The organism is Parapedobacter defluvii, from assembly GCF_014642075.1.
Classification (GTDB): Bacteria; Bacteroidota; Bacteroidia; order Sphingobacteriales; family Sphingobacteriaceae; genus Parapedobacter; species Parapedobacter defluvii.
In genome coordinates this window covers 1-14,586 of the sequence record NZ_BMIK01000004.1, presented here as the reverse complement: position 1 = coordinate 14,586, position 14,586 = coordinate 1, and the positions used below count along the sequence as shown (strand labels likewise).

Annotated in this window: 12 protein-coding genes; 3 read left to right on the top strand and 9 right to left on the bottom strand. The window is 46.4% G+C overall.

The features are described 5' to 3' along the window. Positions 1-2: 2 nt before the first annotated feature. The 9 genes from surE to polA all read right to left on the bottom strand — a co-directional run bounded on the left by surE (position 3) and on the right by polA (position 10,397). Positions 3-779, bottom strand: a complete 777-nt coding sequence (gene surE / locus IEX60_RS08220) for a 5'/3'-nucleotidase SurE (protein ID WP_188749400.1) — start codon at positions 777-779, stop codon at positions 3-5. A gap of 73 nt (positions 780-852) precedes the next feature. Further along, a complete protein-coding gene (locus IEX60_RS08215) occupies positions 853-1,038 on the bottom strand; it encodes a CsbD family protein (RefSeq protein WP_188749398.1) in 186 nt (61 codons plus the stop codon). 129 nt (positions 1,039-1,167) lie between these two features. Continuing rightward, a complete protein-coding gene (locus IEX60_RS08210) occupies positions 1,168-2,544 on the bottom strand; it encodes an OmpA family protein (protein WP_188749396.1) in 1,377 nt (458 codons plus the stop codon). Between the two features lie 402 nt (positions 2,545-2,946). Next, positions 2,947-3,957: an inorganic phosphate transporter gene (locus tag IEX60_RS08205; RefSeq protein ID WP_188749394.1), complete on the bottom strand. Its 1,011-nt coding sequence runs from the start codon at positions 3,955-3,957 to the stop codon at positions 2,947-2,949. A gap of 22 nt (positions 3,958-3,979) precedes the next feature. Then, a complete protein-coding gene (locus tag IEX60_RS08200) occupies positions 3,980-4,627 on the bottom strand; it encodes a DUF47 domain-containing protein (RefSeq protein WP_188749392.1) in 648 nt (215 codons plus the stop codon). 69 nt (positions 4,628-4,696) lie between these two features. Then, positions 4,697-5,728, bottom strand: coding sequence for a sensor histidine kinase (locus tag IEX60_RS08195; protein ID WP_188749390.1), 1,032 nt, complete (start codon positions 5,726-5,728; stop codon positions 4,697-4,699). Between the two features lie 20 nt (positions 5,729-5,748). Next, the gene (locus IEX60_RS08190; RefSeq protein WP_188749388.1) at positions 5,749-6,408 is read right to left on the bottom strand and encodes a phosphatidylserine decarboxylase family protein; all 660 of its coding nucleotides are present in this window, start codon (positions 6,406-6,408) and stop codon (positions 5,749-5,751) included. Between the two features lie 51 nt (positions 6,409-6,459). Continuing rightward, positions 6,460-7,581, bottom strand: coding sequence for a toxin-antitoxin system YwqK family antitoxin (locus IEX60_RS08185; protein WP_188749386.1), 1,122 nt, complete (start codon positions 7,579-7,581; stop codon positions 6,460-6,462). A 14-nt stretch (positions 7,582-7,595) separates the two neighbouring features. Next, complete coding sequence (gene polA, locus IEX60_RS08180) at positions 7,596-10,397, bottom strand: DNA polymerase I (RefSeq protein WP_188749384.1); 2,802 nt, start codon at positions 10,395-10,397, stop codon at positions 7,596-7,598. 139 nt (positions 10,398-10,536) lie between these two features. Here polA and rsgA point away from each other — a divergent pair, with 139 nt between their 5' ends. Genes rsgA through IEX60_RS08165 form a run of 3 tightly spaced genes read left to right on the top strand, consistent with a single transcriptional unit; the run spans position 10,537 to position 14,321 of the window. Continuing rightward, positions 10,537-11,463 carry a ribosome small subunit-dependent GTPase A gene (gene rsgA / locus IEX60_RS08175; protein ID WP_188749382.1) on the top strand — a complete coding sequence of 309 codons (927 nt, stop codon included), beginning with the start codon at positions 10,537-10,539 and terminating at the stop codon, positions 11,461-11,463. 54 nt (positions 11,464-11,517) lie between these two features. Further along, entirely contained in the window at positions 11,518-12,336 is an 819-nt protein-coding gene (locus IEX60_RS08170; protein WP_188749380.1) for a purine-nucleoside phosphorylase, read from the top strand. Beyond that, a complete protein-coding gene (locus IEX60_RS08165) occupies positions 12,333-14,321 on the top strand; it encodes a putative porin (RefSeq protein WP_188749377.1) in 1,989 nt (662 codons plus the stop codon). Before IEX60_RS08170 ends, IEX60_RS08165 begins: the two co-directional genes overlap by 4 nt. The last annotated feature ends 265 nt before the right edge of the window (positions 14,322-14,586 follow it).

Sequence of the window (14,586 nt, the reverse complement as noted above, 5' to 3'; positions counted from 1 at the left end):
CGCTATTGCGTTACGAATTCCCAGGAATTCAGTTCGGGTATTGCGTGATGTGCAGTCATATCGAATTGAACGGGTACGACTGAAACGTAGCCATTTTGCAAGGCCCATACATCGGTGTCCTCTCCCCGATCGCGTAATTGAAATACACCCGTAAGCCAATAATAGCTGCGGTTATTCGGATCTTTCCGCTCATCAAATTCCTCTGCCCATTTTGCATCGGCCTGTCGGCAGATCTTGATTCCTTTGATCTGATCGGTTTTCGGAAAATTTACATTCAGTAGCGTTCCTTTTGCCAATCCATTTGCCAATACCTGCTCTGTAATACTTCTGACATACGCCCGGCACTTCGAGAAATCTGCATCGTATTCCAGGTCGTCATACGAAAAACCGATGGAGGGAATTTCTTCAATTGCTCCTTCTACCGCGGCAGACATGGTGCCGGAATACAGTACATTGATGGAGCTATTCAGGCCGTGGTTGATGCCCGATACACAGATATCCGGCTTTCTTCCCTTGAACACCTTGTTTACGGCAAGCTTCACGCAATCGACCGGTGTGCCTGAACATTTATACATTTCGATATCCGGGTAAATGTAAATGCGATCGATGCGTAGGGGTTTCCCGATGGTAATCGCATGTCCGGTACCGGATTGCGGCCCCTCCGGAGCCACAACGGTGACATGGCCTAACTGCTGCATTTCTTCAATCAATACCTTGATGCCGGGTGCGGTAATGCCATCGTCATTAACGACTAATATAGACGGTTGTTTTTTTGACATGGGACGAAGTTAAAAAGAAAAGCGTTACGGACAACTTCCGTAACGCTTCCTCTTCATTCTAATGGAGGTTAATTTACAAACTATTCAACCATTCTACCACTTCATCCCGGGCCTTGCCCGTTTTCTGCTGAATACGGCCAATCAGCTCGTCTTCTTTCCCTTCTTCGTACAATAAATCGTCGTCCGTCAATTCAGCATACTGCTGTTTAACTTTTCCTTTTAACTTGTTCCAAGTTCCTTTTAATTTTAGATTACTCATTCTATAACATTTAAATCTAACACTGAATACTAAACAAGGACACTCGGAAAAAGTTTTATGCAGGGGCCTTAAAACACAAAACGGCTGCCTGTTACAGGCAGCCGTTTGCATCGTAATCTAAGAGATTACTTATCTTTTGATTTCAACACGACGGTTAAGTACGCGACCTTCTTCGGTTGCATTGGAAGCAATCGGAGCAGATTCGCCAAACGCTTGAACGTTGATTTTAGCAGCGTCTACGCCTGAATTAACCAAGTATTGTTTTACAGAGTTTGCACGGTCTCTTGACAAGTTCAAGTTATAAGCTTCTGAACCTTCAGCAGATGCGTGGCCATCTAAGGTAACGGAAGCACCGCTTTCACGAAGATCTGAAGACAACCGGTCAAGAATTGAGTAAGACTCGGTCTTCAATACAGAGCTGTCAAATTCAAACTGGATGTTTGGATAAGTAGCTGACTCTTGAACCTTAGGCTCAGGGAATTTAATGGGGCATCCAGCACCATCAACCTGAGTACCTGCAGGCGTGCCTGGGCATTTGTCAAATTTATCAGATACACCGTCACCATCTTCGTCACGGCTCAACTCGTCAACAAGACCTTCCAACGTAGATACGCGTTGTTTCAATGCTTCAAGTTCGTTGCGCAATGAAGGATCTTTCAACTCATCATACAACGTTGATACAGGGTTATGCCAAGTCAAATCCGGTTTTGAAGAAGAACCCAAAGAGAACTCTAAACCAGCATAGGTGTAAGAGAATTTGTCATTAGCAGAACGATTTGCTACCGGACCAAACAGTGCTTTATCGTCAACAAAGTTCATGGTATAACCCAAGTTCAATGCTACACGGTCAGACAGTTTGAACTTCACGCCAACACCAACCGGGATGTACGTTTCACGTTTGAAGTCGCGGTCAGTGGTCAAATTACGCTCGCCCGGATATTCTTCACCCCAGTTTCCTTTGTTGTCAAACGAAACAGTGTTTCCTTCTTTGTCAGAATACTGTACAGGGTTGAACGCCATAACACCGTAACCTACGCTAGCGTAAAAATTAACTGCATTTTCACGACGCAGGAAATCGATCGTAGCTAATTGGAATACACCATTCAAGCTTGCAGCATATTGAACTGAAGTCTCAGCGGATTCGAAACTAGCACCATTCCAGGGGTTAACTGTTCCAGCGGGATTGGGTTGTTGATTGAAGGCAAAAATTCTACCGCGGTTACCGGCAGCTTCTAAGCCAAACCAGCTAGACAATTGCTTACGAACCGTAATACCGTAGTACTCGCGCAATTTGTATTCACCAAAACCTACTTTGTAGTTTAAAGCATTCGATCCACCGATGATCACAGATGGTGTTGTAAAACCACCGTTGACCCCAATTGACCATGTCCTGTACTGGCGTCTTCCGCCAAATACAGTCGGCTCCTGTGCCTGCACTGTTTCGGTCAACCCTAAGGCCGCAACCAGCGAGCAAGCAACTGCCGTTTTGATTGTAGAATAATTCATACTCTTGTTTTTTTTAAGGTTAAAAATTTTTAATTGTCTAATTTTTCGCAAAAATAACCAATAGTTTGATTCACGCAATATTTGCAAATACTATTCCAGTTTTTTTCTTTTCCGTGATTTTCTAAAAAAATCCCCAAACTAATCATCCCAAAAACTAATTATAAAGAACTCATTCGGCTGTTTAACAATCAGTTACAAAAGTCTCTAAATCTGTAATGGAATATAACAATTCCCTGTCAACAAAGACCTAGAATACCTTCAAGAAACTAATTACACATGGCAACCATTTGATATATCGCCATTTAACATGTCTACTTTTATAGGCAGTTCGGCAAAAACGACGTAAATCTACGGATTAATCGTATCGTTTCCCAAAAAAATCAAAAAGAATTTGTTGCCTGATCAAAATAGATAGTGGATAATGGTATACGTAATGCCTGCGAGGATTGCTGATACCGGAATTGTAAGTACCCAAGCCCACAAGAGGCTGATGGTTACGCCCCATCGCACAGCAGAAACACGTTTCACCACGCCCACACCGATAATCGAACCGGTTATGGTATGTGTGGTAGACACCGGAATGCCGAAGTGTTCGGTAATTCCCAATGTTACCGCAGCAGCGGTTTCTGCACCCACACCTTCCAACGCATTTACTTTGGTAATCTTGGTACCCATCGTCTTTACAATTTTCCATCCGCCGCTCATGGTTCCCAATGCGATGGCCGAGTAGCAAGTGAGGGGTATCCATTCCGGCATCGGGGCATCGGATTGCAGATATCCTCCCGCCACCATTGCCACGAAGATAATCCCCATTACCTTTTGGGCATCATTTCCGCCGTGTGCGAAACTCAGTGCCGCCGAGGAGACCAATTGGAGTTTCCGGAACCACCACTCGGCAACCGACGGTTTAGCACGCTTCGATATATTGATAATCAACAAAGTCACAACTACAGCAATGAACATCCCGATCAACGGAGCCAGCGCAATAAAGGAGATGATCTGCAAGGTGGCTTTCAGGTTGATGGCTCCGAGGACATTGTCACCCAGAATAAATGCATGGGACATTCCCGCTCCGGCAAATCCACCTATTAAAGTATGGGAAGAGCTGGAAGGCACACCATAATACCAAGTGAAGAGATTCCATCCGATAGCGGCCATCAACCCTGCAAAAATTACTTCAAGCGTGATGTATTGTTCGAGCACGGTTTTGGCAATCGTATTAGCCACCTTGTGGTCGGTGAAATAGAAGTAGGCTGCAAAATTAAAAGCAGCGGCCCATAAAACTGCTTGGAAGGGTGACAACACTTTGGTTGACACAATGGTAGCGATCGAATTCGCGGCGTCATGAAATCCGTTGATGTAATCAAAAGCAACGGCAAGGATGATAACAATGACCAATAGTGTCGTGACCATAATACGCTTTTGGATGGTTTAATTAGGCGTTTTTCACTAAGATGCTCTCCAATACGTTGGCTACATCCTCACACTTATCAGTAGCGGTCTCCATGGCAGATAACACCTCTTTGTATTTTATCAGCGCGATTGCATCTTTTTCGAATTCAAACAGTTCGCCCACCGCTTTATCGAAAATATAGTCTGCCTTATTTTCGATGCTATTAATGCGTACGCATGAATCGGTTATATTCCGGATATTTTTCAGATTGCGCAATTCATGAACGGCTTTGGCTACATCTTCAGTAGCTTCCAGAATCAGATCGGCCATCTCAATAATCGGATCGGTAATTTTTTCTAATTTATACAAGTCGATGCGATTGGAGGCCCCGTGTATAAAATCTGCCACGTCATCCAGCGAACTGGTCAATGTATGGATATCTTCGCGGTCAAACGGTGTGATGAAATTTTTACCCAACTCCAAATGGATTTGGTGAGAGATATCATCACCGCGGTGTTCCAGGTCTTCAATCTTCCGGCAAAGTTCTTTCCGTTTGCCGGAATCGGGGAGGTTTACCAATTCCTTCAAAAGTTTCGCCATGTCAATCAGGTTACTACTGGCTTGCTCAAACAGGGGAAAGAACTTTTTGTCTTTCGGAACAAAATACTGGAATATACTATTGAGTGACATAGAACAAAATATTTCCGCAAAAATATAATGTTAATGTTAACTTAATGTTAAGTAACAGATTGTTTCGTGTTAAGGCTTTATTTTTTCGAGGGTGAATGCGAAGGTTGTGCCCATCCCTTCTGTGCTTCGCACATTGATGGTCTGTTGGTGGGCTTCGATGATATGTTTTACAATGGAAAGCCCCAGACCCGAACCGCCAATTTTGCGGGAGCGGCTTTTATCGGTCCGGTAAAACCGTTCGAAAACTCTTGGGAGATTCTTTTCCTCAATTCCAATGCCGTCGTCGGTTACCTCTACCAACACTGCTTCAAATAATTCGTAAATCCGTATATAGGTGTGACCCTGGGATTTCCCGTATTTTATTGAATTGCTTATCAGATTGACCAATACTTGCCTGATTTTTTCACGATCGGCCCGGACCTGCATGGAAGAATGATATTTTTCCTTGAAGACCAAGGAAATATCATGTGTTTTTGCTTTATCTTCCATAGACTCCAGCACCTCTTTTATGAGGTTCACCAAATCAAACTTTTGATAATTGATGGGTATCTGCCCGCTTTCCAGTTTGGATATTTCATCCAAATCTTTGATTAAGAATGTCAACCTATCCAGGTTTTGGGACGCTTTGGTCAAAAACTGCGTGGCCGTTTCCGGATCTTCCTGCATCATGCCATCCTGCAATGCATCGATATACCCCTGAATGGCGAACAACGGTGTTTTAAATTCGTGCGAAATATTGGCAAGGAACTCCCTTCGGAATTTTTCCTGTTCCTTTAATGCATCTATCTCCCGCTTTTTTTCCTTTGCCCAGTCCCTCACCTGCTGTTCCATATCGTTGATGGGGTCATCGCTCATTTTTTCACCAAGCGCTTCTTTCAGATCCTTTCCCAACTTGAGATTATGGATCAGTTTATAGATCAGCTTTATCTTATTATATATGTACCGCTGGAATAAATAATAGAATGCAAAGAAGCTGATGGCAAAAGATATGGCGAACGTAATGAGCAAGTGAAGCCAGCTATGCTGGAAATAAAAATTCACGCAAGCGATGGAAATTCCAACGGCACATGCATTGATGAAAACAAGCCAGAGAAACCTCATCGCCGCAATTGATTAAAAGATTATTGAAACCGACCCAACACCGTAAGGCCGCCGGATACCTTATCTCCGATTTTCACATCCACCTTAGCGTCCAGGGGAAGAAAAACATCCACCCGTGAGCCAAATTTGATAAATCCAAATTCAGCTCCCTGCTGTACGGGAGCACCTTCTTCCACGTACCAAACGATACGCCGGGCCATTGCGCCCGCAATCTGCCGGAAGAGTATTTCTTTCCCTTGTCCGGTCTGTACCGCGATTGTGGTCCGCTCATTAAGGGTAGATGATTTGGGATGCCAGGCAACCAAATACTTGCCCGGATGATAGCGGAAGAATGTAACCGTACCGCTTACTGGGTTCCGGTTGATATGTACATTGATAGGCGACATAAAGATGGATACCTGTATGCGTCTGTCTTGGAAATATTCCGTTTCCTCCACTTCTTCGATCACGACTACTTTGCCATCCGCCGGGCACAAGATCAGATTTTCATCGGTAGTAATGCGCCGCCGGGGATTTCTGAAAAACTGAAGGATGGTTACGAAGAGTAAAAATGAGAGGATGTAGGTGAGCCAGACAGCCCAGGTAGCATCCGGTATAAAATAGTGTACCAATGCATTGGCAACAAATATAACCAATGCAACAATTGCTAGGCTGGTATATCCTTCTTTGTGAATTGTCATATGTCGAATTTAGTAGGCGAAGTTAGGTAACTTGCTGAGGTTATGCAAGTGTCAAATACCTTTCTCGCGCCGTATCTTCACGTCAAAGAAGCGGAGTTTGCGTCCAACCGCATCGGGGAATGCTTCCATCGTGACGGTGAGCGTATCGTTGATGAATTCCCCTGCTGCAAATGAGGGGAACCAAAACCCCACCTGCTGGATTCCTTCCATCAATAGATTCGCATACCGTTTCTGTATAAACGTAGTATCCATTTCAATTTTTCCGGGTTCTCCCGTCCGGGTCACCGCTAGGGTGAATTTAATATTCAGCGGATCCGGCATCTCATCTACTTCACCTTCAAACCAGTCTTCCAAATGGTTGCTTAAGTAACCCGTAAATCCCGAATACTCATCAATGGAGCATTCCTTGCCGATCAGTGCCTCGGCCCGGGTGAAAAAATCCACAGGCAGTAAGCGGTATCTCGGTGCATCGAAAAACTCTTCGTCTTTATAGCTTTCGTACCCACGGATAAACCTGCCGTGCTGATACAGCTCGTGGCCTGCGCCCTCTTTTTTTCCGTCGCCAAAGACATATTCGATGATCCAATTGCCATGTGGCTGTCCATCTACCACCTTTCCTTTCCGGTTGTACCGCACGTACCCGAATTCGCTGTAGCCATCGGCTTCCACCTCAAATTGATACTGTCCGTTTCCGTCGGTAACCCGTTGCCGGCCCCTCCGATCCCAGAAACTACGGATATTTATTCCCTCGTAGCCGTATTCTACTTCGAGTAATGGCTTCCCATCGGGGTAGTAATATTTCCATAATCCATTCGGCGTATCCTGTGTGTAGTTACCTTCCCACTTGATCTGCCCATTGGGGTGATAGGCTGTAAATTTTCCTTCTTTCTTGCCGTTTTGGTAGCTTCCCCGTAAAACTCCCCGGCCCTCATTATTGAAATCAATGAAGGAACCGACGAACATCCGCTGCTGGAAATCATACCGGGCTACGCGTTCAATGGCCTTAAACTGACAATCTTTATCGGCCAGGAAATAACGGTCGTCATAAAAAAAACGAGTCTGTCCGTTGGATGCATTTTCGTAGTAAACAGGAGTCTTTGGGACGGTATCCAGCCCATTTGCGAAAACGATTGGTGAAACCGCCAACAAGCAGAAGAGCAACGGTAATCTCATACGGTTATTAACTGCTAATGGGCTTCCAGCCAATTGCGACCCTCCCCTAATTCAACCACGATGGGTACAGACATGACCAATGCATTTTTCATATGTGTTTCTGCAAGTTCCCGGAAAATGGGCAGTTCTTCCTTGGGGACATCAAATACCAACTCATCGTGCACCTGCATGGTCATCCTACCGCGCAATCCACGTTGTTTAATTGCCTCGTGAATGGCAATCATGGCTACCTTGATCATATCTGCCGCCGAACCCTGAATGGGTGCATTGATCGCATTTCGTTCGGCAAACCCTCTTACGGTTTGGTTGGCCGAATTGATATCCCTCAGGTAACGCCGCCGTTTAAGCAGGGTTTCGACATAGCCATTTTCCTTGGCGAAATTGATGGCATCATTCATATACCGTTTAATACCCGGATATTGCGTAAAATACTGTTCGATGATCTGTGCCGCTTCGGTACGGGGGATGCCCAAGTTTTGAGAGAGACCAAAAGCTGACTGGCCATAAATAATGCCGAAATTCACAGCCTTGGCATTCCGCCGTTGGTCAGGCGTCACTTCTTCCAACGGCACGCCATATACCTTGGCCGCGGTAGCCCGGTGAACATCCAGTCCTTTGGCAAAAGCATCCAGCATGCCCTCATCGCCGCTCATGTGCGCTACCAACCGCAATTCAATTTGTGAATAATCGGCCGATAAAATCACATGATCCTCATCCCGGGGGATGAACGCTTTGCGTACTTCCCGTCCGCGCTCGGTCCGGATGGGAATATTTTGTAGGTTGGGATTCGTTGAACTCAGCCGGCCTGTAGCGGCTACGGCTTGGTTATAAGACGTATGCACACGGCCGGTAATTGGATTGATCAGTTGCGGCAGCGCATCCACATAAGTCGACTTAAGTTTCTGCAATTGTCTGAATTCCAAGATGTCTTTAACAATATCACTCTTTGGAGCCAGGGCCAGTAGCACATCTTCACCGGTTTTATACTGTCCGGTTTTGGTTTTCTTGGCTTTGGGATCAAGCTGCAATTTTTCGAAGAGTACCTCACCCAACTGCTTGGGCGAAGCGATGTTAAAGCGCACGCCGGCTTTCTGGTAAATGGTTTTTTCGATAGCCGCCGAATCATGTTCCAAGGTTTCCGACAGCTGCCGCAATACCGGCACATCGATATTAACACCACATTGCTCCATTTCCGCAAGTACATGCACCAAGGGAAATTCCACTTTTCGGGCCAGTTCCGCAGCTTCGGCCTGCTCCAGTAACGGCTCAAAAACCGCCTTTAACTGCAGCGTAATGTCGGCGTCTTCAGCGGCATATTCTTTGATCGTTTCTACGTCAACATCCTGCATGTTTCCTTGCTTCTTACCTCTCGGCCCAATCAGTTCCGTAATGGAAATGGGGGTATAACCCAAGTAATTCTCAGCTAGCACATCCATGCCATGGCGCGTGTCCGGATCAATGAGGTAGTGTGCCAACATGGTATCGAACAAAGGGCCCCGTACGGCAACACCATACCGGGCAAGCAAGAGGATGTCATATTTGGTATTTTGGCCGATTTTTTCAATTGTTTCGTCTTCGAATACCGGTTTAAAATAGGCCAATAACCGCAAGCATTCTTCGCGGTCGGGGCAAGCAGGCACATACCACGCCTTGCCCGGCTCAATGGCAAAAGAAAGTCCTACTAAATCGGCTGTATTGGCATCTGTACCGGTAGTTTCCGTATCAAAACAAAAACTCCGCTGTCTAGCCAGCAATGCAGCCAGCTCCTGTTGCTGCTCAGGTGTGTCTGCCAAAAAATATTCATGCGGCGTGTTGTGGACACTCCGGCTTGCCGGTGGCGGTACATATTCGGTCGCCGTGCCGGGTACCTGCAGGCTGCTGTCGGACGCATTTCCAAACAGATCCATTTGCGTGCCTGTACCGGTCTTTGCCTCCAGCACATTAAACTCTTCGCCAAAAACACGCTTGCCCAAGGTACGGAATTCCAGTTCCGCAAAAAGGGGCTCCAACACTTCCCGGTCGGGTTCGCCAAGCGTCAATTTCTCCTCGTCCAGTTCGATGGGCACATCCAACTGGATTGTCGCCAACTTCTTCGAAATCAGCCCCTGCTCGGCAAATGTTTCGAGATTCTCCTTTTGCTTGCCCTTGAGTTGATCTGTATTAGCCAATATATTCTCCATCGAACCAAATCGCTTGATCAGGTCTTTGGCTGTCTTTTCGCCGATACCCGGTATGCCCGGAATGTTATCCACGGAATCGCCCCAAAGGCCCAGGATATCGATCACTTGCTTGACGTCGGTTACTTCCCATTTTTCCAATATTTCCTTTACACCGAGTACCTCGGCCCCATTGCCCAACCGGGCGGGTTTATAAATGAAAATACGTTCTGACACCAATTGCCCGAAATCCTTGTCGGGCGTCATGCAATATACCGTATAGCCCCGTGCCTCCGCCTGCTTTGCCAATGTACCGATGATATCGTCGGCCTCATAACCATCCATTGTGATGATGGGAATATTGAACCCTTCCACCAGTTTATATACATAAGGAATCGCTGCTGCGAGATCTTCTGGAATGGCCTGTCGATTTGCCTTGTAGGATTCAAATTCCGTATGGCGGTTAGTGGGGGCCATGGTGTCAAATACTACCGCAATATGAGAGGGTTGCTGTGTGCGCAATAATTCAAGTAACGTATTGGCAAACCCGAATATCGCGGAGGTATTAAACCCGGTTGATGTAATTCTCGGCGTTTTACTTAATGCAAAATAAGCCCTGTAAATCAAGGCCATTCCGTCTAAAAGAAATAATTTGTTCACGGGCACTCCACGTATTGGTATGCGTACAAAGATAGGCGATCGGGACGAGATGCGCGGCACAAATTGGTAACTTCACAAATAAATTTACGACTTTTGCGGTAATGGCAGCATGTACAAAGGGATACAACAAGGTAATCGGATGAAGGGTCTCGTCACCAAATCAACAGGAAGCTGGTACGAGGTGCTTGCCGACGATGGCAACAGCTATAAAAGCCGGATTAAGGGTAAATTCAGAACTAAGGATATTAAAACCACCAACCCGATAGCGGTCGGTGATTGGGTAGACATCATCCTCGAGACAGAAGCTGCCGGCAATACTGCCATTATTGTACACCTCCACGAACGGAAGAACTACATCATCCGTAAATCCGTAAACCTGTCGAAACAAGCGCAGATTATTGCCGCCAACCTAGACCAGGCATTTTTGGTCGTTACCTTAGCTTCTCCGTTCACTTCATTGGGATTCATCGACCGCTTTCTTGTCACTGCAGAAGCGTACGATATACCTGCTGGGTTGATATTCAATAAATTGGATCTATTTTCAGAAGAGGGATTAGCCATATTACGGGATTACGAGGCCATTTATAAAGCCATCGGGTACCCCTGTCATGAAGTATCAGCACTTCAAGGCACTAACATCGAAGTTTTCAAAGATTTGCTGCGGGACAGGACGACACTGATTTCCGGGCATTCCGGTGTGGGCAAATCTACGCTGATCAACGCTATCCATCCCCGTGCCGATCTCCGCACGGCGGCGGTTTCCGAATGGTCTGACAAAGGTAAGCATACAACAACTTTTGCGGAAATGATTATGCTCCCGTTTGGGGGAAAGCTGATTGATACGCCGGGGATACGGGAATTAGGCATTATTGATATCGAACAGCAGGAGCTTAGCCATTTCTTCCCCGAGATGCGTGTGCTGATGAACGACTGCCGCTTCAACAACTGCCGCCATATAAATGAGCCGGGTTGCGCGGTATTGAATGCCCTTTATGAAGGACAGATTGCCCCGAGCCGCTATGAAAGTTACCTGAGCATTTACCATGGCAACGATACGCGGATGTAGCTTTTTGTGACTCGCAAAATTTACGTTAAGTTTGAGGAGCAAGTTTTGATGACCATGTTTCATTTGATTGAAGAAACCATATCGTTTATTAAACATCGCATCGGCGATTTTACGCCCGAGTTTGGCATTATTCTGGGCACGGGCTTAGGGAAACTGGCTGAGGAAGTAGCGGTCGCGCATCAATTGATGTATGCCAATATCCCCAATTTCCCGATTTCCACCGTAGAATTTCATACGGGCAAACTGATCTTCGGCATGCTTCAGGGCAAGCCTGTCGTGGCCATGCAGGGGCGCCTTCACTATTATGAGGGATACAGTATGCAGCAGATTACCTTTCCGGTACGGGTTATGAAAGCATTGGGGATACAAAAACTATTTGTATCCAACGCTTCGGGATCACTTAATCCGGAGATACGGAAAGGTGACCTAGCCATCATTGACGATCATATAAATCTCCTGCCCGATAATCCCTTGCGCGGAGCTAATGATCCACGCTTTGGTCCTCGATTTCCGGACATGAGCCGGCCTTATGATATGGATATGATCCAACAGGGGTTAACCATCGCCCATCGGCATAGCATCAGAACTCACCGTGCGGTCTATGTATCGACCCCTGGGCCGAATTTGGAGACCCGGGCTGAATACCGTTACATGCGCCTCATCGGCGGAGACATCGTCGGGATGAGTACCGTGCCGGAAGTGATTGTGGCCAACCACATGGGTTTGCCGGTCTTCGCGATTTCGGTCATTACGGACGAAGGGTTTCACGACGACCTCCAGCCGGTCTCACTTGCCGAAATTGTTGAGGTAGCCGGAGCCGCTGAGCCGAAGATGGCGTTAATATTGAAAGAATTGGTAGCTTTGCAGCAATGAAGGCCCTGCTGCGCGTTTTGCTGCTCTCGCTGTGTTCGTTTTCTTTCCTGCCTGCACTGCACGCACAGGAGGGAGAATTTAGCAGTGCATTGGACTCAGCACGTGCCGCAGAAGACAACAAAGAAGATTCTGTAATTTACTCGGCAAGATACATCCGCTATACGACCCTTGCCATGATGAAGCAAGGCACATTTACGTATCAGATTGATACACTGCACCAGAATTTCCAATATTACAATCCGCAGAATCAGCCGATGAACCCCAGCATCCACTTAGGCAGTTATGGGCTGGCTACACGCGATCTACTCTTTGTTCCCAATAAAACCATTGGTTTTCAAACGGGGTTCCATAGTTTGGACAGATACCTTTACCGATCCGATTCCGTCAAGTATTACCGCGCCCGTGCGCCCTTTTCGGAATTGTATAATGTCGGTTTTTTCTTTGACGATCAGATTATCCGGGCAAAGGTAACGCAGAACATCAATCCCCGATTAAACGTCGGCGGTGAGTTTCATGCTGCACGTGCCGATGGCTATTACACGAATCAACGGTACAACGATTTAAAATCCGCTGTTTTTGCCTGGTATGAATCGTCGAACCACCGCTATAATCTACTAACAAATGCGGTGTTCAATAAACTTATTTCCACTGAAAATGGGTCCATACTTAATGACACCATTTTTCGGGATCCGGAACGGGGGGCGAGTGACTCGGAACCTACAAAACTTATCGGTACGCGTGATAACCGCCCCAGGCACACTTGGCGAGATAACAACATTTTCCTGCGGCAAAGCCTGTTCGTAGGGCGTTTGGATACCATCAACGCGGGGAAACCGGAACAGCAGATCCTGCCTACAAATCGTATGTCACATAGCCTGAATGTGCATTTTCAGAATTTTCAGTTTTATAAAAATGAAGAAGATGTGAATGGCGTATTCCCCTTCGTACAAAGCAGGCTAACAGACGACACCACTCGGGTGAACACCGTGACCAATGATTTTGGCTACAGCTTTTACCTGCGGGGAAAGTCACTAGCATTTATCAAAAATGAAGTGAAAATTGACCTGGGATATCAGCACGATATGCATTGGTATCGCGACAGTGGGTATCATGCATTCCTGCAAAACAGCACGCTTAAAGCCGGCATCGGGTATCGTTTCAGCGACCGCGTTACCATTACGGGAGACCTGAATCAGATCGTGCAGGGGGCAAACTTCGGAGATTATCTCTACGAAGCGAAAGCTGACATTTTGCTGAGCAATACCATCGGTCGGGTTGTATTAGGTGCTTATACGCAAAATAAATCACCCGAATGGCTGTTTCAACGGGTTAATTATACCTATCACCAATGGGAGCATAACTTCGAAAAGACCAAAACCACCAACTTTTCCTTTTCCTACCGGAATGCGGCCATTGGCTTCTCCGGAAAAGCTGAATATTTCCTTATCAGCAATCACCTGTATTATAAAGAGGTGGATAATCCCAGTTTGGATCCCCGTAAGTTACGTGTTGTTGAACCCGCGCAATTGGGGAACAACATCAACCTACTGAAACTGTCTGTAGGCCAAAACTTTACACTGGGAAGGTTTCATTTCAAAAATTACGCGGTATACCAGAAGTCTGATTACAATGCGGTACTTGCCGTTCCGGAACTTTATACCTGGCATAGCCTTTATTATAACGGATTACTTTATAAAATTGTTGACTTCAACCTAGGCTTTGATGTCCGTTTCAACACCCCTTTCAAGACGCCTTCATATGCCGTTAACATCGGGCAGTTTTACAACGATAATACGGGTATCGAATTCTCCACGTATCCCATTGTGGATGTGTGGACCACAGCTACCCTCAAACGTGCTAATCTTTTCCTGAGCTACAATTTCCTGAATCAGCACATATGGCCGGCTGGGTACTATACGGTGCGCCGGTATCCAATGAACAACGCTAATCTGCGGATAGGTATTGTATGGAAATTTTACGATTAGACTGAGAAAAAAGAACACCCGCCATTGGCGGGTGTTGGTGGGAGCTACTGGGTTCGAACCAGTGACCCTCCCGACTGTAAGTCGGGATGCTCTGAACCGGCTGGGCTAAGCATGGCGGACCATCTGTTCAATCCTTGTACGGCTTTTCCAAGCTTTGATCTCACCTTCCCTTATGGCCGCGCCGTGTTTTGAGGGATGTACCTCGCTGTAAACCAGCGTCCAGTCATTGGCTCGCCCGGTGAACCCGCTGTGGTTGGAGTTGTGC

Bases quoted from the DNA above. Each gene is read 5' to 3' on its own strand.
- surE (WP_188749400.1), bottom strand. From the start codon at position 779: ATGTCAAAAAAACAACCGTCTATATTAGTCGTTAATGACGATGGCATT.
- IEX60_RS08215 (WP_188749398.1), bottom strand. From the start codon at position 1,038: ATGAGTAATCTAAAATTAAAAGGAACTTGGAACAAGTTAAAAGGAAAA.
- IEX60_RS08210 (WP_188749396.1), bottom strand. From the start codon at position 2,544: ATGAATTATTCTACAATCAAAACGGCAGTTGCTTGCTCGCTGGTTGCG.
- IEX60_RS08205 (WP_188749394.1), bottom strand. From the start codon at position 3,957: ATGGTCACGACACTATTGGTCATTGTTATCATCCTTGCCGTTGCTTTT.
- IEX60_RS08200 (WP_188749392.1), bottom strand. From the start codon at position 4,627: ATGTCACTCAATAGTATATTCCAGTATTTTGTTCCGAAAGACAAAAAG.
- IEX60_RS08195 (WP_188749390.1), bottom strand. From the start codon at position 5,728: ATGAGGTTTCTCTGGCTTGTTTTCATCAATGCATGTGCCGTTGGAATT.
- IEX60_RS08190 (WP_188749388.1), bottom strand. From the start codon at position 6,408: ATGACAATTCACAAAGAAGGATATACCAGCCTAGCAATTGTTGCATTG.
- IEX60_RS08185 (WP_188749386.1), bottom strand. From the start codon at position 7,581: ATGAGATTACCGTTGCTCTTCTGCTTGTTGGCGGTTTCACCAATCGTT.
- rsgA (WP_188749382.1), top strand. From the start codon at position 10,537: ATGAAGGGTCTCGTCACCAAATCAACAGGAAGCTGGTACGAGGTGCTT.
- IEX60_RS08170 (WP_188749380.1), top strand. From the start codon at position 11,518: ATGTTTCATTTGATTGAAGAAACCATATCGTTTATTAAACATCGCATC.
- IEX60_RS08165 (WP_188749377.1), top strand. From the start codon at position 12,333: ATGAAGGCCCTGCTGCGCGTTTTGCTGCTCTCGCTGTGTTCGTTTTCT.